The organism is Lysinibacillus sp. Ag94 (genome assembly GCF_023242215.1).
In the GTDB taxonomy this organism is placed as follows: domain Bacteria; phylum Bacillota; class Bacilli; order Bacillales_A; family Planococcaceae; genus Lysinibacillus.
The window spans coordinates 3,672,749-3,694,142 of record NZ_CP096780.1; the positions used below are offsets into that span (position 1 = coordinate 3,672,749).

Annotated in this window: 17 protein-coding genes; 3 read left to right on the plus strand and 14 right to left on the minus strand. The window is 36.6% G+C overall.

Translation table 11 applies throughout. From position 1 onward, the window contains the following. Window positions 1–171: 171 nt before the first annotated feature. The 7 genes from MY533_RS17140 to pepV form a co-directional block, all read right to left on the minus strand. Window positions 172–1,398, minus strand: coding sequence for a carboxylate--amine ligase (locus MY533_RS17140; RefSeq protein WP_248716918.1), 1,227 nt, complete (start codon window positions 1,396–1,398; stop codon window positions 172–174). 345 nt (window positions 1,399–1,743) lie between these two features. Next, window positions 1,744–2,607 carry a YtnP family quorum-quenching lactonase gene (locus MY533_RS17145; RefSeq protein WP_248716919.1) on the minus strand — a complete coding sequence of 288 codons (864 nt, stop codon included), beginning with the start codon at window positions 2,605–2,607 and terminating at the stop codon, window positions 1,744–1,746. An 11-nt stretch (window positions 2,608–2,618) separates the two neighbouring features. After that, window positions 2,619–3,266: a tRNA (guanosine(46)-N7)-methyltransferase TrmB gene (gene trmB / locus MY533_RS17150; RefSeq protein WP_248716920.1), complete on the minus strand. Its 648-nt coding sequence runs from the start codon at window positions 3,264–3,266 to the stop codon at window positions 2,619–2,621. Window positions 3,267–3,378: 112 nt separating this feature from the next. Then, window positions 3,379–4,314 (minus strand): diacylglycerol/lipid kinase family protein, encoded by a 936-nt coding sequence (locus MY533_RS17155; protein ID WP_248716921.1) that lies wholly within the window; start codon window positions 4,312–4,314, stop codon window positions 3,379–3,381. Window positions 4,315–4,317: 3 nt separating this feature from the next. Further along, entirely contained in the window at window positions 4,318–5,322 is a 1,005-nt protein-coding gene (locus tag MY533_RS17160; protein WP_248716922.1) for a nuclease-related domain-containing protein, read from the minus strand. 329 nt (window positions 5,323–5,651) lie between these two features. Beyond that, window positions 5,652–6,506: a D-amino-acid transaminase gene (dat, locus tag MY533_RS17165; RefSeq protein ID WP_132357253.1), complete on the minus strand. Its 855-nt coding sequence runs from the start codon at window positions 6,504–6,506 to the stop codon at window positions 5,652–5,654. A 27-nt stretch (window positions 6,507–6,533) separates the two neighbouring features. After that, the gene (gene pepV, locus MY533_RS17170) at window positions 6,534–7,940 is read right to left on the minus strand and encodes a dipeptidase PepV (protein WP_248716923.1); all 1,407 of its coding nucleotides are present in this window, start codon (window positions 7,938–7,940) and stop codon (window positions 6,534–6,536) included. Between the two features lie 356 nt (window positions 7,941–8,296). Between pepV and MY533_RS17175 the strand changes: the two genes are divergently transcribed. Continuing rightward, on the plus strand, window positions 8,297–8,518 hold the full coding sequence (locus MY533_RS17175; protein WP_049667439.1) for a DeoR family transcriptional regulator: 222 nt from the start codon (window positions 8,297–8,299) through the stop codon (window positions 8,516–8,518). A 185-nt stretch (window positions 8,519–8,703) separates the two neighbouring features. Here MY533_RS17175 and MY533_RS17180 read toward each other — a convergent pair whose 3' ends face one another. Further along, window positions 8,704–8,880, minus strand: a complete 177-nt coding sequence (locus MY533_RS17180) for a hypothetical protein (RefSeq protein ID WP_248716924.1) — start codon at window positions 8,878–8,880, stop codon at window positions 8,704–8,706. 403 nt (window positions 8,881–9,283) lie between these two features. On the opposite strand from MY533_RS17180, the gene MY533_RS17185 reads away from it, so the two are divergent. After that, window positions 9,284–10,459 (plus strand): MDR family MFS transporter, encoded by a 1,176-nt coding sequence (locus MY533_RS17185; protein WP_248716925.1) that lies wholly within the window; start codon window positions 9,284–9,286, stop codon window positions 10,457–10,459. A 236-nt stretch (window positions 10,460–10,695) separates the two neighbouring features. Here MY533_RS17185 and MY533_RS17190 read toward each other — a convergent pair whose 3' ends face one another. The 4 genes from MY533_RS17190 to asnB all read right to left on the minus strand — a co-directional run bounded on the left by MY533_RS17190 (window position 10,696) and on the right by asnB (window position 17,032). Then, window positions 10,696–12,210, minus strand: coding sequence for a GGDEF domain-containing protein (locus MY533_RS17190; protein ID WP_248716926.1), 1,515 nt, complete (start codon window positions 12,208–12,210; stop codon window positions 10,696–10,698). A 175-nt stretch (window positions 12,211–12,385) separates the two neighbouring features. Continuing rightward, entirely contained in the window at window positions 12,386–13,099 is a 714-nt protein-coding gene (locus MY533_RS17195) for a pseudouridine synthase (RefSeq protein ID WP_248716927.1), read from the minus strand. A 9-nt stretch (window positions 13,100–13,108) separates the two neighbouring features. Next, complete coding sequence (locus MY533_RS17200; protein WP_248716928.1) at window positions 13,109–14,722, minus strand: putative polysaccharide biosynthesis protein; 1,614 nt, start codon at window positions 14,720–14,722, stop codon at window positions 13,109–13,111. 459 nt (window positions 14,723–15,181) lie between these two features. After that, the gene (gene asnB / locus MY533_RS17205) at window positions 15,182–17,032 is read right to left on the minus strand and encodes an asparagine synthase (glutamine-hydrolyzing) (RefSeq protein ID WP_132357259.1); all 1,851 of its coding nucleotides are present in this window, start codon (window positions 17,030–17,032) and stop codon (window positions 15,182–15,184) included. Between the two features lie 583 nt (window positions 17,033–17,615). On the opposite strand from asnB, the gene MY533_RS17210 reads away from it, so the two are divergent. Further along, window positions 17,616–18,866 (plus strand): BaiN/RdsA family NAD(P)/FAD-dependent oxidoreductase, encoded by a 1,251-nt coding sequence (locus tag MY533_RS17210; protein WP_248716929.1) that lies wholly within the window; start codon window positions 17,616–17,618, stop codon window positions 18,864–18,866. Between the two features lie 191 nt (window positions 18,867–19,057). On the opposite strand, the gene MY533_RS17215 is transcribed toward MY533_RS17210, so the two are convergent. Both MY533_RS17215 and MY533_RS17220 read right to left on the minus strand, forming a co-directional pair. Continuing rightward, the gene (locus MY533_RS17215; protein ID WP_132364559.1) at window positions 19,058–19,750 is read right to left on the minus strand and encodes an AIM24 family protein; all 693 of its coding nucleotides are present in this window, start codon (window positions 19,748–19,750) and stop codon (window positions 19,058–19,060) included. Window positions 19,751–20,065: 315 nt separating this feature from the next. Continuing rightward, a complete protein-coding gene (locus MY533_RS17220; protein WP_132364562.1) occupies window positions 20,066–21,337 on the minus strand; it encodes an L-lactate MFS transporter in 1,272 nt (423 codons plus the stop codon). Window positions 21,338–21,394 lie beyond the last annotated feature (57 nt).

Sequence of the window (21,394 nt, forward strand, 5' to 3'; positions counted from 1 at the left end):
TCTGTAGCGAAAGCAAAGCGTCAGCTACAAAGCGCCCAGTCGGAACGGAAATCAACCACTCTTTTTGCTGAAGAGCTATTTTTATTTAATAACACATCTTTATTTCATCGATATAATAGTTTTTCAATAACTTGAAAAAGCCATCTCGTCATTGGAGATGGCTTCTTCGTTTTACTCAGACAATCCTTTATTGTTGAAGTATTTTTTGTATTTACGATAATAATTTAAATTATTTAACGTTAGCTTCACCCAACGTTTCGCATTCATATCTTGATTAAAGTAAAGAGAGTTTGTATATTTCCCTTCACGAATTAATTTTTTAGCTTCTAACTTAAGCTTTTCATTTGATGCATATTTGAATAGCACGCCTTTAGGAATGATCATCCATAAATGCTTGTCCTGAACATAAGTTACTTCCTGTTCAATATTTAACATATGGTCATCCGCTACATATTTCATTAAATTATGACCACTCGCCGTTACATAATAACTAGAACGACCATTACGTAAGTTAATTTCAAACAACTTATACTGTTTGTCACGCATATCATATTTCATATCGAAGTTAGCAAAGCCTGTATAACCGATATCCTCTAAGAAGAAACGTACTTGATCCATTAATTCTTTATCGTATGTTGTAACAATTGCTGCATAACTACCGATTCCTTCAGGTGAATGCTCTTCTAAGATTGGGTTTCCTAGACACATTAGCTTCACTTTGCCATCCTTCCCTACATACGCATTTAGTACACGCATATACGAATCATCACCTGGAATGAATTCTTGAATAATCATTGTATCCTGATAAGTTGAGCTATAAATTGCTTTTAAAATAGCTGTTTTTTCCGCTTCATCATTCGCAACGAAAACTTTTTTCTTACCCGGGAATTTACATGCCCAATATTCCACCGAGTTCGATGCCTTTAAAATAATTGGGTAATCAAATGGTGGTGTAAAGTTTTCGTAATTGTCTGCTGTTACAGTCGTCGTACCAGGATATTTAAAATCGTACTTATCACACATTTTATAGAAATTTTCTTTTAATAAAATTTCATCCATAAGTGATTCATCAATGTATGGTACTGTAAAATGCTCCTGCAATGCTGGCTTATTTTTGATAATAAGCTTTGCATAATCATCTCCACAAGCTAATAACAGTAGTTTTTTATCTGAATATTTTTTTGCGACCTTTGCAAGTGCAGGTGCAAATACATCCTGTTCATTTAAGCGATCTATCTCTTCGAAGTTTATGATATGACTATCTTGCGTTGCCGTTAAATGTGAACGTCCTAATACAAGTGGTTTAATACCATAAGCCTCATAAAATGCACGTGCCATACCATATGCATTCATATCTGATCCTAGTAATACTGGTAAAAATGGTTGCTCAGTTGCCATGTATATTTCAACTCTCTTTTGTGTTTTAGTATAGCTTTTAGTGTATCATATTTTCCAAGATGTTCACGAAAAAAGTGTCAAAAAAATGGGGTATAGACAATTAGGCTCATCACCGTAACTTGAAGTTGATTTCAGTTCCAACCGGGCGCTTTGTAGCTGACGCTTTGCTTTCGCTACAGAAAACATTTGTTGCTGTCGCTTCGCTTTCGCTACAATACAGGAAGTTCCCTTTAAATGTACCAAGTCAGAGGTGAAAGTCTTCACGGTTGCACTTTTGTTTCAAAGAGCATTTGCTGAATAAAGATAAAAAAACGTGCGAACACAAAAGGTTCACACGTTTTTTGATTAAAATGTAATAACAGCTTGTCTGCTGCGTTCTAATTTATCTACTACTTCTTTACCTGTTTCATCCCATTTAATCATGCGGTAATACACATCATGGTAGAAGATAAAGCCGTAGCCATTTGCAAGTGCTTCTTTCATTAGACGTTCCTTGGCAAAGACACTCGTCATTGGATAATCGTCATACGCTAAAACCCATAATGGATTTTGGTGTGCGTGTGTTGGCATAATATCTGCCATATGCAATAATACCTCGCCATTTTGAGTTAATTTTATAATGGCATGTCCATCACTATGACCACCCGTATGAATCATTTCAATACCCGGAGCTACTTCCAACGTACCTTCATACGTTTCTACTAAGTGCTGAACTGGCTCCCAGTTTTCTTTCCAATACGTATTTTTCGAGCGAATATTTGGCTCACGCATTTCGTCCCACTCGATTTTCGTTACGAAGATTTTGGCATTCGGGAATGTTGGTACAAGGATATCATCTTCCCATTGCGTTAAACCCCCTGCGTGGTCAAAATGTAGATGCGTCATTAATACTGCATCAATATCAGCTGTTGTTAGTCCTAGCTCCTGTAAGCTAGCCGCTAATGTTGATTCTTCAGTTACCCCAAAGTTTCGTAGTTGTTTTTCATTTAATTTGTTAAAGCCAACACCTGCATCAACAAGATAGTTTTTGCCACCATATTGAATTAAAATCGGCTCAGTTGGTAGCTCGATTTGATTTTTTTCGTTGACTGGATATTTGCGTGACCAAAGTGGTTTTGGTACAACGCCAAACATAGCACCGCCATCAAGGCAAGTGACACCCCCGTTTAGCCATGATAATGACATATTGTGAAACGTTAACTGATCCATCCATACTCCCCCTATTTAGTAAAGAATTGCGATTCTAGACGATAAATCGGCTGTCCTTTAGCAGAAAATTTCTGCTCATATTCAGTCATAACGTTATCCTCAGGCATATTCGCATGTAGGTCGAGTGATACATACTTAAGTAACATACCATATTCAGACATACTAATTAATGAATACTCAAACAAACCACGGTTATCCGTTTTAAAATGGATTTCCCCCTCATCCACTAAAATCGACTCATATAATTTCAAAAAATCCCCGTGCGTTAAACGTCGCTTAGCATGGCGCGTTTTTGGCCAAGGATCTGAGAAATTCAGATACACACGGTCTACATCATTTTTTGCAAAAAATTTATTTAAATCTGCGCCATTTACTTTTAATAGTCGTAAATTCGCTGGAGATTTAGCCTCTATAATTTTTTCCAATGCACAAACAATGACACTGTCATAAAGCTCAATCCCAATATAATTTATATCTGGATTTTGTAAGGCCATACCTGTGACAAATTGTCCTTTCCCAGTACCTACTTCAATATGTAGTGGGTTGTCATTTCCGAAAACAGCCTGCCAATTCCCTTTAAAGTCTTCAGGATTTGGAACAATCACCTCTGGATGACTCGTAATCATTTCCTCCGCCCAAGGCTTATTTCTTAATCTCAATTTTTTTCCTCATTTCTTTCTCATGAAATTATTGATTTTTTATAGTATAACGTATAACTATAAAATTCGCATGAAATTATTGCGAAATGATATTTTAGTGATGGGCCATCTTTCAATGTTCCTTTGCTATAACCTGCCAAGCATTACGTTGCACTGTACAAGGGATATTCGTTCCCTCTCTAATTTCTCCAATATAGTTACCATCTGTATGACAATCAACGTTATTTGCTTGCACGAAAATGTTAAATTGATTGCCTTGCAAAAAAGTAATCTCTTTAAATTTTGTATGCTTTTCAAAAAACACAGTAACAAATACTAGTAGCAATTTAAGTCGTGAAATACCGTGAACGATTGTCAGTTCGATTCGTCCATCATTAGGTTTAGAAGATGGGGAAATTTTCATCCCCCCTCCAAAATAAGGTTGATTGCTCATCGCTACAAACCACGCCTGCTTAAATTGCCATTCTTGATCGTTTGTCCGAATAGTTACATCAAAGGATTTAAAGCTAAATAGCCCTCTTACAACAGCCGCAGCATAGGATAGCTTGCCGAGCCCTATTTTATTGAGGTAAAGCTTCAAACGGGATTTATTAATACGTTTTGTGACAAATGCATCAAAGCCCACACCAGCATTATTGACAAATATTTCGTGCTGTTGATCTCCAAAATGAACGACACCAACATCCATTGGGAGATTAGCCATTTCATTATTTTGAATATAGCTTTCAATTTGAAAAGCATTTTGAAATGTAGTAAAGTATCGTGCGAAATCATTTCCGGAACCAGCACGGACTACACCAATAACGATAAATTTATTATGTACAACGCCACTAACAATCTCATGTATTGTGCCGTCACCGCCAACAATAACAATTAATTGTTTGGTTTGAGCATTTTGCGCCCAATTTTTTGCAAGTTCCTTTCCATGCCCCTCATATTCTGTAAAGGCGACTTCATAATTCATTGATAATTGTCGTTGCAGGTGATGCCAGACTTTCTTACCTTTGCCGTGCCCTGCTGCTTCATTCACAATAAATAATACTCGCATTCACTAATCCCCTGCTGGTTGAGAAGATTGCTTCCAAATATCTCGATTAAAAGATGTTGTTTGTACGTTGTTTAAAATCGTTTGAGAAGCACGAATTTGCATATGTTTCATAGGAGAGGATACTTTCTTTAAATGCTCCATCCACTCTCCATAGTTTCGACGATCCACAAATTGAATTCCGTAAGGTGATCCTGGATAATCGAAATAGCCATTCTGTGTTAATATGACTTTACGAATTGGCATATTTATATCGTCCTGCGTAAATAATTGCGTTAATACTGACTCCATACGATTTAAACTTATCATTGGATTAAGGACTTTTGAATCCTTCGTTCCCACTTTTTTTATCCAGAATCGCTCACTGCCTCCTACATAAACAGCTTGATTTTCTGCTTCCAGCACTGTTATACAAATACATTCTGTCGGTGACATTAATACGACATCAAGCTCTATAGGTGCTTTTCTAATTTGTAAAATAGGATTGTAAAAAAGCAAATAATTGTCCGGTAATTTTTGCAATAAATTTCGTAGTAATGGATCACGCATAAAACGAGGATCTACATACGACTTTTCACGTAATGTTGAACTTGCCCATTTCATTTGAAAATGGAAAAATTGATCGATAAACATTCGTTTTAATTCATGAATTGATTGTGGTGCGTAGACAATTTTCGGTTCAAATGTTAGAGTCGTTTCTTCTTCAGGTATGATATCTTCATCACTTATTAGTTCATTCGATATTTCTATCTGTTCAACGTCCACATTTTCTTCCTTCTGACGACCTGCAAATATCTTTTTGAATAAAGAGAATCTCTCTTTTTCTGTGAAAGAATCATTTTCTGAGTCGTCGTCGGTATGTTGCCACTCACTAATTTCTTCTCCTAACTCCCACTGTCGCTTAACACGCTCCCATTGACTTTTCTTTAAGCGTACAAATTGAGTTGGATATCTTGCTAAATCAATTTGATAGCGTGAAATATAATCTTGTATTTTCACCAATTGTGCCATGTGTTTTGGTCACTCCAATCTTACTCGCCCTATATCTAATTTGCTAATTTCCCTACTATTGCTTGGAAGGCAAATCGAAGTATCAATTTTCTCCTTGGCATAATGTAGTTGTAACGGTCGCTACATAAAAAATTACTCAATAAAGAGAAATAGACATTTGCATTCATTACATCGACATTTGCTCTTTAACCTTAAATTACGATAGCAATCATTCTACAACTGCTTTCATCCTTTTTATTTTACATGACGTTTCACGATAAAACATCCATAATTTGTTCTATAGAAAAAGAGAACTACCCAAGTTTAGGTAGTTCTCTTAAAGGATTTATTTATTTTGCATTAATAGAAAGTGGTAATTTTGCTTCGAATGCTTGCTGTAATTTACGAGTCCATTCCCCAGGAACTCCAGCTCCAATTTTGTTACCATCCACATCGATAACAGGTGTTACTTCTGAAGATACAGATGACACAATTACCTCATCCATTGTTAATACATCAGCCTTCGTCATCGGTTCTTCAATAACTGGTAAATTAATTTCCTCAGCACATTTTAAAATAACTTGGCGTGTAATACCGTTTAAAATGAAGTTATTTGCAGGATGTGTATAAAGCTTACCATCTTTAATGCCGTAAACATTTGCTGATGAACATTCTGTTACGATGTCACCGCGATGTAAAATAGCTTCATAGCAGCCTTTTTCAGATGCTTCTTGTTTCGCCAGTACAGCACCTAATAAATTTAATGATTTAATATCACAACGTAACCAGCGAATATCCTCAACAAAGGTAGCCTTAACACCTTTTTCAAAGTTTTCATATGAACGCTCGCCAGCTTTAACATTCCCTGTTAATACAGCTGGAACACTTGCATCTGGGAAAATATGATTACGAGATGTTGTACCTCGTGTAATTTGGAAATAAATATGACCCGTTTCCAAATTATTTTTTTCGATAAGATCATGTAATAATTTGTGCAATACGTCTTTAGTATACGGAATGACAAGACGAATTTTTTCGGCACTCGCATAGAAACGATCAATATGTTCTTGTGCTGTGAACATGTTTCCGTTATAAACTTTAATTACTTCATAAATACCGTCACCAAATTGGTAACCTCTGTCTTCTGGAGATACTGTAATTGATCCTTCTTCAACGATTTGATCATTCCATAATGAATATGCCATGCTTCGTTCATCCTTTTCATATTTAATTTATTTATTTCCCGCAAGTTCAACAATTGCTTCAGCATAAATTGCTGTTGCTTTTATGAGATTTTCAATGACGACAAACTCATCCGCACGATGCGCTACATCAGGTTCACCCGGGAACAGCATGCCAAATGCCACACCTTTTTTCATCACACGTGCATACGTACCACCACCTGTAGAAAGTAAAGGCGTTTCATAATCTCCTGTTTGACGTCTATAAATATTTGCTAGCGTCTGGATAAATGCATCGTCCTCACTTACATAATGAGGCTTTGAGTCATCCTGAATATCCAATGAAAATCCTTTAGCCACAGCTAAGCGTTGTGCTTCTGTGATTTTTTCATCAAATGGATATGTGACAGAATAGCGCATGCTAATAACCATGCTACCACCTTTCGTCACATCATAAGTTACAATACCTGGATTCAATGTAGTTTTACCAGACATTTCGTCCTCAAATTGTAAATTAAGCTTGTGACCATAATGGTCTTGATAAAAAACATCTGCGATAAAGTCGACAAATTGTTTACTTGCCTCTGTCGTCAACTCTTGTTGTAAAAATGCTGTAAGATAAACAGCTGCATTGACACCTTTTTCCGGCTCCATTGCATGAGCTGCTTTACCTTTGATAGTTATTATATAGCGAGAACCCTCGATTAATAAAGAGCCTTCTAGCTGATTTTCGCTTAAAAATGCGTGAAAATTCTGTGCGAATTGTGGGGAAACAAACTGCACTGTTGCTTTTGCAAAATCAGGTACCATATTTGGTCGCTTTCCAGCATTAAATAGTAATAGCTGTTCTTTCGAAGCATCACCTGTTTTATTTTGAGAGAACACTAGCTCTGCAATGCCTTTTTCAGCATTGATGAGCGGGAAATCCGCATCTGGTGCAAATCCAATCGTCGGCATTTCCTCATGTTTAAAATAGTGGTCGACACAGCGGAAGCCTGTTTCTTCATCCGTACCAATTATCATACGTACCCTTTTATGAAGCTTAATGCCTGCATCTTTGACAAGTTTCATGGCCATCCATGCCGCAATTGTTGGGCCTTTATCATCTATTGCGCCACGAGCAAATAGCTTACCATCTGCTACAGTGCCGCTAAAGGGTGGGTATGTCCAATCCGTTTCATCACCAACCGGTACTACGTCAACATGACATAAAATACCTAATAAATCATCGCCTTCACCCATCTGTATATGACCTGCATAATTATCAATATTTTTCGTTTGCAGCCCTTCGACTTGGCCTTTTGCTAATAACCATTCAAGAGCCTTTAGTGGACCATCACCAAAAGGTACTTCAGTAGTGATCGTATTCTCATCGAGAACACTATTTATTTGCACAAGCTCCTGTAACTCTTGTATCAATTCATCTTGCCTTTCCTTTGCGGCTTGTAACCAATCCATACGATGTACCTCCTTCAATGTATTAACATTATTCTACTCTTTACAACATAAATTACAATCATCTTTCTTACAACCTTTTCAAAATCTTACTTCGGACAATACCACATATAGCACGTTTTTCACTTATTCCCACAAAATACAGTGAAAATTTTATGTCTTAATTGTAAATTTCCCTTGCATTCACTAGAAAATTGACTAGCTTTTCTATATAATGAATTTATCAGAATGATTTTTCTGAATATAAAATTAGAAAAGGGGATGTCTAAGGCAGCTACTTATTAGCCTAAGTGCACTCCGCACATATTGTCGTCCGCTAGTCTTTGCCAAGAGAATTAAGATGAAGGAGTGGTTCATTTATGAAACCAACTACTGATCGAATGCTTAATCGTATTAAAGACGTGTACATGTTTATTTTAGACAAAGGAACCGTGTCTACACAGGATTTAGTCGAAGAGTTTAGTATCACTCCTCGCACCGTTCAAAGAGATTTGAACGTGTTAGCCTTTAACGATTTGGTGATGAGTCCAAGTCGAGGCAAATGGACAACGACGAAGAAAAAAGTAAAATTGACGTCTTAGTTTTTACGTGTAACACGTAAAGCATCTTGTATGGAAAAAGAATGACCTTTCGTCGTGGTCATTCTTTTTTTGTTTGGCTCTAAAGTATTTACAAAATATTATGTAGCGAATCCAATTTTATGCGAAGCACCCTGTTAGCGAAAAAGGCAACTGCACTTCTTCAATTACCCATCTATTTATCGCTTTTAATTTTTCTTAGTCATTTCTTCAAGTAAAGAAATAATTTCTTTGTTTTGTTCAATTTGAATTTCACTATTCACTCGAATGATTCTAACCCATCTTAATACTAAAGCTACTAACAAAATAGGTATTAACGCAAACAACGCTCCTACCATACCTACCGCATCCCCTGAAAAATTCATTTTGACAGCCCTCCCTTTCAATCAATTTTACCATAATAATACAACCGCTTTTATTTAACTATCCTAGCCCATCTTTCATGGGAGTTGAATAGCACACTGTATACGAAAACAGCCTTTTGTTTTCTATCATCTATCAAAAAAACACCATGCCTATATCTTTAAAAAACAAAATAATAAATATTCACAAACTCCGAAATTTCATGCACTATTATCATAGCATTTAATAATTTTTATAGATGTTCCTGCACATCAGAGGTTTTCTGTTCAAACCACCACTCTAAAAATTACTGTATTTTTATAAAATTTGTTTCCTTGGCGTTATCTCCGAATATTTTCCCACTATTTACAATTGTTTAACAATCCGTTAAAATCGAAACATTCTTCATTTCGAGAGGACGATTCTATGGAACTTCCCAAACTGTTTCATCCACTAGTTTGGATTATTTTAGGAGGAACTATTTTCACACGTATTGCAAGTTATATGGCAATGCCCTTTTTAGCAATTTACCTACATAATGAAATAGAAGCATCCCCTTTACAAATAGGTTTAACGGTTGGTATTGCTCCGTTAATCTCCACTGTAGGCGGGTTCTTCGGTGGTTATTTAACAGACCGCTTTGGTAGAAAAAACGTCATTTTACTTACGATTATTGTTTGGAGTATTGTGTTCTTTGGCTTTGCAACAGCACAAACGATTTGGTTCTTTGTAGCATTGAACGCCCTTAATGGCTTATGTCGCTCCTTCTTTGAACCCTCAACACAGGCATTAATGATTGATTTTACTCCTGTAGATAAACGAAAAAGATTATATTCGTTTCGTTACACAGCCATTAATATAGCCGCTGTAATCGGCCCTATAATTGGTGTTTATATTTCTCAATTGTCCAGTCCAAGTATTCCATTCATGCTGACAGGGACTATGTATATTATTTACGCCGTATTTTTATTTTTCGTATTAAATCGCTATGAAATGCGACAACCAAAAGCTTCAACACCAACTAAAATACTGCAAACCTTTACGATTCTATTAACGAATCGTGTATTACTAAGCTTTATTTTCGGGGCAATTTTAATAAATATCGGTTACTCTCAATTTGATTCTACACTGCCACAAATCATTGAACTTAAAATTGAAGATGGAATTAAGCTCTATTCTCTACTAATTTCACTAAATGCAGCAGTTGTGTTATTACTACAATTACCGATTAGCATACTTTCGGAACGTTTTTCATCCACAGCCACTCTATTAGTAGGGATTTTGTTTTTGGCATTTGGTCTTTTATTATTCGGCTTCTCAACTAACTATTCGTTATATATGATCGCTATGATTATATTCACGATTGGTGAAATTTTCGCCTTTCCAACGATGAGTGTCATGATTGATGAAATTGCGCCTGATACACAAAAGGGAACCTATTTAGGAGCAGCTCAATTTAAAAATTTAGGAGGATTTATTGGACCAATTATTGGTGGGTGGCTGTTAACACATTATATGAATGCAATGTTTGCAGTCATTGCTATCCTAGTTTTATGCAGTTGTATATTTTATAGATCAAAGCTTAAGACGCACCATGAATAAAGTGCTCAACAGGCATCTGTTTTAACTAATGTCATCCACAGCTTTTGGTGATGAGCCAATATAATGTAACCTTTTACGGATTTTAACGGCAAAAAATCGCTCCATTTCTAAAGCGAATCTCAAGCCTATCAATTATGCCTCGGCAAATTGCGTTCGGAGGCTTTAACTTCTTGCTTGAACTCACTATTAAAAATGGAGCGAGTATATTATGTTATCCTTAAAATTTTGAAGTGGCATTAGCTTTCTTTATTAGCAGGAGCTTCTTCATAACTGGTGTATTGGTCTTTACCAGCATTTTTCGATTGATACAACGCCTTATCTGCACGCTCAAATAAGCTTCTTTCTGACTCATCTGGATGAATGCAAATAGCTCCGCCCATACTTACTGAAAGTACAGACCATTTATCAATAGAAATATTATCCTCATACTTCAAGTGATGAATTTTCTCCAAAATGGAATTTGCTAATTTTCCCATACTTTCATCCTTCGTATCATATAAAACAATTGCAAATTCATCGCCACCAAATCTTACAACAAAGCCATTTTTTTCCACCTCTTGCTTTAATGTTCTTGCTGTTTCAATCAAAATTTTATCACCCTCAACATGTCCAAACCGATCATTTACTTGTTTAAAATTATCTAAATCTAACAGTAATAAACCAGGTTGATTCGTCTTCCTTTGTCTTAATAACTTATCCATTTTACTAACATAGGTAGCACGATTATAAACATTTGTTAAAGGATCATATGTTGCAAGATGAATCGTTTTAGAAAGGAGTTTGTTGATGACTAGTAACATGATGAACGAAGTTACTAAGGCAATAAAAAGCAATACTCGAAACTGTTTTATATTTTTAGTTAGCGCTCTCATTTCTGTGAAATTACCATATTTCACATATACAACTCTTCTAGTGGATTCTCCCCGAATCGCTTCAGCTTCGTAAGGTATAAAACGGTATTTTTCGATATAACCATTTTTAAACTCCGTTTGATATTCCGTTGGTTTCATCGTTTTTTTTGCTAGCTCAAAATGCTCTTGAAACATTTTCGATTTATCATTTACAGTTATTTTTTTAGCTTTAGAATCATCAAAGAAAACACCACCCGCATTTATCGTTTGTACTTCTATCAAATCTGCATATTTATCTATTAAATAGTCAGCAGTTTTTCCGAAGTTAAACGTTTGGAATACAGGATCATCAAGTAAGTCTATACCTACCTCAAATAAATATTTCTTGTCAGGTGTTGCTAAATAGCCAAATTTTCGATATCCCCCAGTAGTTGTTGAAATATCTATACCATCAGAGTAATATTCTCCGCTTGCTCGACGTTCGTCTAGTAAAGTAGAAAAACGGTGGCAACATTCTGAAAAAGCTAATCCTTTATCTTTTTCAAAAGTAGTATAAATTACGGTATTTGATTGGTCGAGTATATACACGTCCATGTCATTTTCGCTTTTTATTTTCTGTAAATCCCACTTCGCTATATGTGGATTTTCTTTATAATAAGTAATTAGTTTTCGTAGTACTTCTTCCATTTTTTCAGAGAGATTTTTATCAAAATAAAAATGTGCATTATCTACAGCCTGCATATCCTTAAGAATATGATTTTCAATTAATGTTCTATTCATGACTTCTTGTTTGTTCATATCTTCAGTAAGTATTTGCCTATTAACGTAAAAAATAACACCAACTAATATTAATGCAAAGGCAAATAAAGATATTAATAATTTAATTCTTAGGTTTTTCATTAACTTATCCTCTACTTATTTTCACCATCAGATTTTCTGAAACATTTAGAGATTTATTAGTACGTTAGACTAAATAGCTTTTTACACAAAAGTTATTTCAATTATACAGTTACCGGTATAACTATGTATATAAAAAATGCCTCGATACTAATCTATATTAGCATCGAGGAATTCCTTAATCCCTATTTTGTAAGCAAGCTAGTTCTTCAGCCGTTAATGCTCGATATTCACCTAACTCTAGATTGTCATCCAGCTTTAGGCTACCCATCGATAGGCGTTTTAAATACGTTACACGTTTACCAACAGACTCAAACATACGCTTCACCTGATGAAACTTTCCTTCTTGAATCGTTAACTCAATTTCTGATTGCTGAGCGGATTTTAATATGATGAGCTCTCCGGGTTTTGTTACATAACCATCGTCTAACTCAACACCTTGGGCAAACTTCTCACAGTCATCCTCAGTCACAATTCCATCTATTTGTGCATAGTAAACCTTCGGCACATGTTTTTTAGGTGACAATAAATTATGGGCTAATATGCCATCATTTGTGATCAACAATAATCCCTCTGTATCTTTATCTAAACGACCTACAGGGAAAGGCTGAAAATGTTGGTGTAATGGATCTAACAAATCGATAACAGTTTCATCTCGTAAATCTTCCGTTGCTGAAATAACTCCAGGAGGTTTATTCATCATAAAGTATACAAATTCTGTATAGTTCACACGTTCACCAAAAACGGAGACATCCTGCTTGTCAGGATCAACATGTAATGCTGCATCCTTCGCATATGCACCATCTACTGTCACTGCTTTTTGCTTTAGAAGCTGCTTAACTTCCTTGCGTGACCCGTAACCCATATTCGACAGTAATTTATCTAAACGCATTAGTACCTCCTATTTAAGCCCTAGTTTGTTTGTAATTCTTGTCAATCGTTCACCGAGAAGCTTTTGTGCTAAGCCGAGGCGTAAAGACAAATAGCCATATACTGCTACACCTACTCCAGCACAAATAACAGAATAAACTAATGCAGAGAATTTACTACTTACTGGTCCCATTAATAACACTAAAAGTTTATGAACGATTAGTACACTTACCGCCATTGCAGCTGTCAAAAGAGAAATGAGCATGACACGACGAATAACCATTTCAGATTTATAGTTCAGTGTTTTTCTTAACACAAGCATATTAATAATAATTGAAACACTATAGCCAATAGCTGTAGCAAGAAGTGCGCCATCTGCCTCCATCCAACGAATTAACGGAATGTTAATCGCTAGCTTGACGAAAATTCCAGTTAATAAGCTTAAGACAATCCACTTTTGGAAGTCAATGCCCTGTAAAAGAGCTGCCGTCACTTGGAATAATGCAAATAAAATAGCAACAGGTGCATAATGGGCTAAAATCATAGCCCCCATCTCACTTTCAGTATAGAGCATAAAGTAAATTTCATTCGATAACAATGAAATTCCAACTACCGCAGGCAATGTAATAAAAATTAATATTTGATATGTTTTATCCATTGCATGTCGTAGCGATAAATATTCACCTTGCGTAAAGTACTTTGTAATCGTCGGTACTAGTGCCGACGAAAAACCTGTAGCTAACATTACTGGGATAATGACAACCTTTTGTGTTGTAAAGTTAATCATTGATAAATACTTATCCGTTACTTCCGCTAAGCCTATCGATATCATAGCTCCATTAAATGTTAGCATATCCACTAATTGGAACAACGGATTGGCTACGCCTACAAATACCATTGGAATTGAATACGTAATTACTTCTTTATAGATGTTGGACATTGGTAGCTGTGTAGACGTCACACTTTGACTGCGCAGTAAATCAAATTCAGGTTGATACTTCTTCCAATAATAATAAAGTACTAGCAACCCACCAATTGCCCCAATAAATGCAGCAAATACTGCAAAGGAAACAGCTGTTTCTGGTGTCCCTTTGAAAACTACCACAACTAAGAACGAACCACCCAATAACACAACAATACGAACAATTTGCTCCACTAACTGAGAAACCGCTGTAGGCTCCATTTTGTCATAGCCTTGGAAAAATCCACGCCAGAGGCTCATAAATGGCACGACAATTAGCGCGAAACTAACCCAGCGAATAACTGAAGCAATTTGCTCTACCGTAAATGCCTGTTCATCACTTTTAATAACAAGCCCCGCTATTGGCGTAGCTAATATAAAGAGAACAATAAACGCAGCTAACCCCGTACACATCATAATAAGTATGCCAGATTTCATTAGCTTGCGGCCTGATTGATAATCACCCAATGCATTGTATTTAGAAACAAACTTGGATACAGCAATTGGCGCACCTGAGATGGCTATTGCTAGCATTATCGAATAGGGAATATATGCATATTGATAGAGAGCAACATTTTCCTCACCTACAATCGCATAAAAAGGAAAAATATAAATTAATCCGAGCACCTTCGATAAAAACATTCCCATTGTTAATATCGCAGTACCTTTCATTAAATTGGACATCGTACCCATCCATTCATCGTAAAATCAATATTTTCATTACCGTAACATTTATAAAATATTTGCCATTAAAGGTATTTGTTTCCATGTAGTAGGGCGTGCGTTTTTCAAAATGAGGTTTAACCTGATTTTTGAACAGTCCTTTTTTGCTACCTTAGCGGTTTCTTCCGCTACCAGAGCCCTTTTACAGGATTGTTTCAAACGTAGCTTTCTTTACTGTTTAAAGCCTAATACTACCGCCATAAAAAATTCAGCAGAATACTAGAAAGTATACCATCGCAAATTATTAAATAAGTAAACCAACTGTAATCTTAACATATTTATAGGTAAACAGACGCACAAATACATTAAAAAGTTCTAGAAGCTCTATAAAAAAATAGTGGCTGTGCCCTTCCCATAGAAAGTAGAAGGCTCAAAATAATCGGTGGAGATTAAGAAAACCCCCACCGATTTGATACTGCTCTATTTCATATCTACGAAAAATTGTTTATACCATACTAAGAACACATAGGCTGTCCAAATATAACGGCCACGATTTGCTTTTTCTTCATAGTGCTCATCGAGGTAGCCTACTAATTGTTTAGTATCAAAGAATTCATTGGCAAAGTCAGTTGTAAACATTTCTTTTACCATCTTATAATACTTTTCTTCACGTAGCCAGTGACGAATTGGTACAGGGAAGCCAAGCTTTGGACGTTTTGCCCATTCTTCAGGTAATTCCTGATGTGCAGCTTGACGAAGAACGTATTTCGTATCAATGTCATTTACGCGATATTTCGATGGAATGTTTTTCGCTAATTCCATCACTTCTTTATCTAAAAATGGAACACGTAATTCAATAGAATGGGCCATACTCATTTTATCTGCTTTTAATAAAATATCGCCTGGCATCCAAAGATTTAAATCAAGATACTGCATTTTAGTAACATCATCATCACCTGGAACTTCATCGTAAATGCGTTTTGTAATGGATTTTACAGATGGACCATTTTTATAATCCGGTTTCAAAACATTTAATGCATCTTCTTCGTCCCATACAACCGCTTCCCCAATGAAGCGTTCTTCTACGGTTTGACCGCCTTTAATAAGGAAGTGTGTATATTGATTTTTAGGTAACGCCTCTGCTAAGCCACGTAACGCTTTACGAATACCAAATGGAACTTTCTCATATTTTTGCATTTTGCCAGAGTTTTGGTACCATGAGTAACCACCAAAGATTTCATCCGCACCTTCACCTGAAAGTACTACTGTTACATCCTTCGATGCTAATTCAGAAAGGAAGTAAAGTGGGACAGAAGATGGGTTTGATTGTGGCTCGTCCATATGCCACTGAATTTTTGGTAATGCTTCAAAACACTCATCTGCCGAAATATATTTACGCTCATTTTGAATATTTAATGTATCAGATAAATCTTTTGCTAAATTTGTTTCATTAAACATATCCTCATAGTCAGAGAAACCAACAGAGAAGGATTTATCAGGGCGTAATAATGAAGTAATATAACTTGAATCAATACCACCTGATAAGAAAGAACCAACCTTTACATCGCTTATTTGATGCGCATCTACTGATTCTCTTACTGTCGTACGAATTTCTTCAACATATTTTTCAATTGGAGCTTCTTTTGCATGGAATTTTTTATCCCAATACTGCACAATTTGCTTTTGTCCATTTTGAATAAGCATATAGTGTGCTGGTTGTAATTTGTACACACCTTTAAAGAACGTTTCGTCCATTGAAGAGTATTGGAACGTCAAATACGGACGTAGCGCATTTTTATTTAATTCTTTAATAAATGATGGGTGTGGTAAAAATGATTTAATTTCTGAACCGAAAATAAAAGTACCATCTGTAGTGTTTTCTGTATAATACAGTGGCTTAATACCAAAGCCATCACGAGCGATGAATTGCAAATCATTCTTTTTATCCCAAATACAGAATGCGAACATCCCGCGAAGCTTTTTGACAAAATCTACGCCATATTCAACATAACCATAAATAATAACTTCACTATCAGAGTGTGTTTTAAAGTTGTGACCCTTTTCAACTAAATCAGCACGCAGCTCTTGGAAGTTAAAAATCTCTCCATTAAATACGAGAACGATGTTACCATCCGCACTGTACAACGGCTGATTTGCCACGTCTGATAAGTCGATAATACTTAATCGACGGAATCCTAACGTTACTTTATCATCACTATGAATCCCACCGCTGTCTGGTCCACGGTGAATAATTGTATTCATCATATTTTCGATCGTTTGATGATGATCGATCACATTTGTTCCATTAATATAGCCTATAAATCCGCACATTCTATTTTTCACCTCATAATTTAGTGCTTAACCTTTACCATAATAGCATGAAAAGACATTCATTTCATACAGACAATACAGATATTGCAAAACTTTCATCAGTGAGGTTATTCAACACTGATTATTCGCTCAAACAACGAGCACTTTAAATTTCCATCTTCCATCTAAATTTCACACTTGAAAACTCATCACCGAAAGTTTTAGATGACATTGTATTAAAAAGTATGTCATGTGTATAAGTTGATTGTAGTGGAGACTAGGCGACTCCTTGGGGATTAGCGTTACAGATGAGACCCTGCAGCGAAGCGAAGCGGCTCATCGGACGCCCCCAGGAAGCTTTGCTCTGTGCGAAAGCGAAGCGTCAGCTACAAATGTTTTCTGTAGCGAAAGCGAAGCGTCAGCTACAAAGCGCCTAGTCGGAACGGAAATCAACTCCACGTTTTGGTGACAAGCTGTTTAAAGTAGAAGATAAAGAATTATAAAATACTTTTGTTTTATTTTCAATGTGAAAGAAGCCCCTCTATATAGACTTAATGTATAATAGGAAAGATTCCTAATTTGATAAGAAAGTGAGTTTAAATATATGTACGATGTTATCGTTATCGGTGGTGGCCCATCCGGTTTAATGGCTGCTATCGCTGCTGGAGAGCATAAAAAGAAAGTATTATTACTAGAAAAAGGGACGAAGCTTGGCAAAAAACTAGCCATTTCAGGCGGTGGTCGCTGTAATGTCACAAACCGTTTACCAGTTGAAGAAATCGTTAAGCACATACCTGGGAACGGCCGTTTTCTTTACAGCCCATTCACGGTATACAATAACGAAGATATTATCGCATTTTTCGAAGGACTTGGTGTGGCACTAAAGGAGGAAGATCATGGTCGTATGTTCCCTGTGTCTAATCGCGCGCAAGATGTTGTAGATGCACTTATTCGTCAGCTTCAGAGACTACATGTTGAAGTTCGCTTAAACACACCCGTAAATAAACTTCTAATGGATGAGGATAAAATTCTTGGGGTACGTCTTACAGATGGCACAGAAATTCGTAGTAAGGCGGTAGTCGTTGCCGTTGGTGGGAAAGCTGTTCCACAAACAGGCTCAACAGGCGATGGTTATCCATGGGCAGAGCGTGCTGGCCATACAATTACAACTCTTTTCCCTACTGAGGTTCCTGTACTATCAAAAGAGGATTTTATTCAAGCTCGTGAGCTACAAGGGCTAGCTCTAAGAAATGTCGCTGTCTCTGTTTTAAACAAAAAGGGCAAGGTGCTCGTAACACATCAAATGGACATGCTCTTTACTCATTTCGGATTAAGCGGTCCTGCTGTTTTGCGTTGCAGTCAATTTGTCGTGAAAGAATTAATGAAAACCGGTTACGAGCCTGTGACAATGCGTATTCAAACTCTTGTTGATTATAATGAAGAAACGTGTCTGCAATATTTAAACAAACTCATTAAAGAAGATCCAAAAAAAGCGGTGAAAAATGTTTGGAAAGGAATTGCACCTGAAAGCTGGTTGCTATTTTTATGTGAACGTGCAGACATCGATGTACAATTGACAGGTATTGAATTATCACAGGAAAAAATCCGCAATTTAGCTAAACTACTCGTCAATTTCACAATGACAGTTAGTGGTACGCAATCCCTTGAAAAGGCATTCGTCACTGGAGGTGGCGTTTCTGTTAAAGAGATTGAACCAAAGACAATGGCTTCAAAGAAAAAAGCTGGTTTATTTTTCTGCGGAGAAATACTTGATATTCACGGTTACACAGGTGGCTATAATATAACGTCAGCACTCGTTACAGGACGTATCGCGGGGATGAATGCAGCACTATAATATAATCTGTATCTCAGACTTCTATTAGCGATTTTTCGGGACTTATCAGCGATTCTGAGTCTTTTATCAGCGATTTCCGGCGACTTATCAGCGATTCTGAGTTTTTTATCAGCGATTTCCGGCGACTTATCAGCGATTTAAGTTACTTCTCATCATATAAAAAGCGTGTCCCAAAATGGACACGCTTTTTTTTAGCTATCTTTAGACATATATACTTCCTCAAATGGTTGAATGATGACAAATCCCTCACCTGAAAATGCCATTTGAATGGATTCACCGCTACCACGACCGATAAATGTTCGGAAGCTAATATCTGTTTTAAACTCTGGTGCCAGATTACCTGACCACGCTACTGTAGCATGCGGATCTGTATAGACCGTTTCACCAGGCTTCACTAACAATGTTAACGGCTCAAAATGAGTTGTGATAGCTACCTTCCCTCTTCCTTGTAAGGTTACATTAAACAACCCGCCTGACATGACTCCTGCCATTTTACGCATTAAATGAATATCCCAATTAATACTTGGCTCAAAGGCAAGTAAATCATTGCCGTTTACACAAATACTTTCATCCTTTAAATCGAAAACCGTTATTTTTTTCCCTTGATCGGCTAAATAAAGTCGCCCTTTACCTTTCGCTTTCATAAGTTGTGTACCTTCGCCTGTTAATGCTTTTTTAAACATTTTACCGAGTCCATGTTCCAGCACACGCTCACGCTCAAACTTAATATCTCCTATGTAAGAAATCATCGCGCCCATTTTCGACCAAACCTCGCCATCTAGGTTAACCTCTAATACACGCTCAGTTTCTAACTCGAAGTATTCATTTTCGTTGTCGTCTTGCTGTGTTTTATTGATAAATTCATTTAAAGAAAATTTCCCCATATTACATTGCCTCCTTATTTATTTTATATACGTTTTAACATATGAAAAGATTCAATCAAATCAATAATTTAAAGGAGCGTACTCCCTCTTGAAAATGAACCCCTCATTTGCTTTCCGTTACAAAATTTCTCTTTTGGTAGCGAAATCACTTTATTTCCCGTAATGATATTGACAGCAGACACCGACTGTTATACATTAAACAGAGATTAATCAAGTGTTATATAACAACAGCTACAAAAAAAGACCATACAAGCGTCATGTGCGAAATGACACTCATATGGCCGATACCTTCAAGTGCGAATTGAAAGTATTATTTTATTGTGTAGCGGAGACGTCTCCAACCTTTTGAGAAGCTTCTTTTAATGCTGTTCGTTTACGTACATCTGCACGTAACGTTAAAGCAATAATTAACGAAGCTGCAATTAACCCTGTAAATACATAGAATACTGGAATATAACTTCCATAAGCATTTTTAATAGTGCTTACTAAAAGCGGTCCAAAAATACCACCTAAAGACCAAGTCGTTAATAAATAACCATGAATAACGCCAAGTTGTTTCGTACCGAATAAATCACTTGCAAATGCAGGTAGATTCGAGAAACCTCCACCATAGCAACTAACAACTAAGAAAATAAGTGCTTGGAAAATAATAACGTTTGTAGTATGCGGTAAGACGATAAAAGTAACTAGCTGTGCGATAAAGAAAATGACAAAGACGTTCGAACGACCAATATAGTCAGACACAGCAGCCCATATTAAACGACCACCACCATTAAATAATCCCATTATTCCTACCATTGCTGCGGCTCCCGCAACTGATAATCCTACAATTTCTTGAGCCATTGGAGATGCAACAGAAATCATCATAATACCTGCTGTTACGTTTACTAAATGCATCGACCAAAGCATCCAGAAATGCTTAGTTTTCACAGCTTCACGTGCTGACATGACAGCTAAATCTTTTTTCACAACTTCTTTACCATTATCTGCAGCAGCCTTCATATTCGCTGGCATATAACCAGGTTTAGGCGGTGCTATATATGAAGCCCCTAAAATCATTAACGTGAAATAACTTGCCCCTAAAATAAAGTACGTTGTAGAAATACCTACAGCCTCCATTAAGTTAGCTGCGACTGGCGCTGTAATAAGTGCCCCTGAACCAAATCCAAGTACAGCCATACCCGTTGCTAAACCGCGGCGATCTGGGAACCATTTTACCAATGTCGATACTGGCGCAATATAACCAATACCCATACCCAAGCCACTTAGTAAACCATATGTTAACCAATACAATGTTACGGAATCCATTGAAATCGCTACACCCGCACCAGCTTGTCCTGCTCCAAATAGAACAGCTGCTATCATGGCAGATTTACGTGGCCCCATTTTTTCTACTAAGTTACCGAACAATGCTGCTGAAAAACCAGCAAGCCCCATCATTATTGTGAAGGCAACCGTTACGTTTGTTTCACTCCATCCCATCTCTTTGACAATCGGTAGCTTGTATACACTGTATGCATATGCTCCACCGATCGAAAGATGAATAGCGATTGCGGATAATGCAATTAACCATCTATTTTTATTCATAATTTCTCTTTTCTCCCCTCTTTTGCTACCTGTGAAAGTTTTATGAACGTCCCTGAA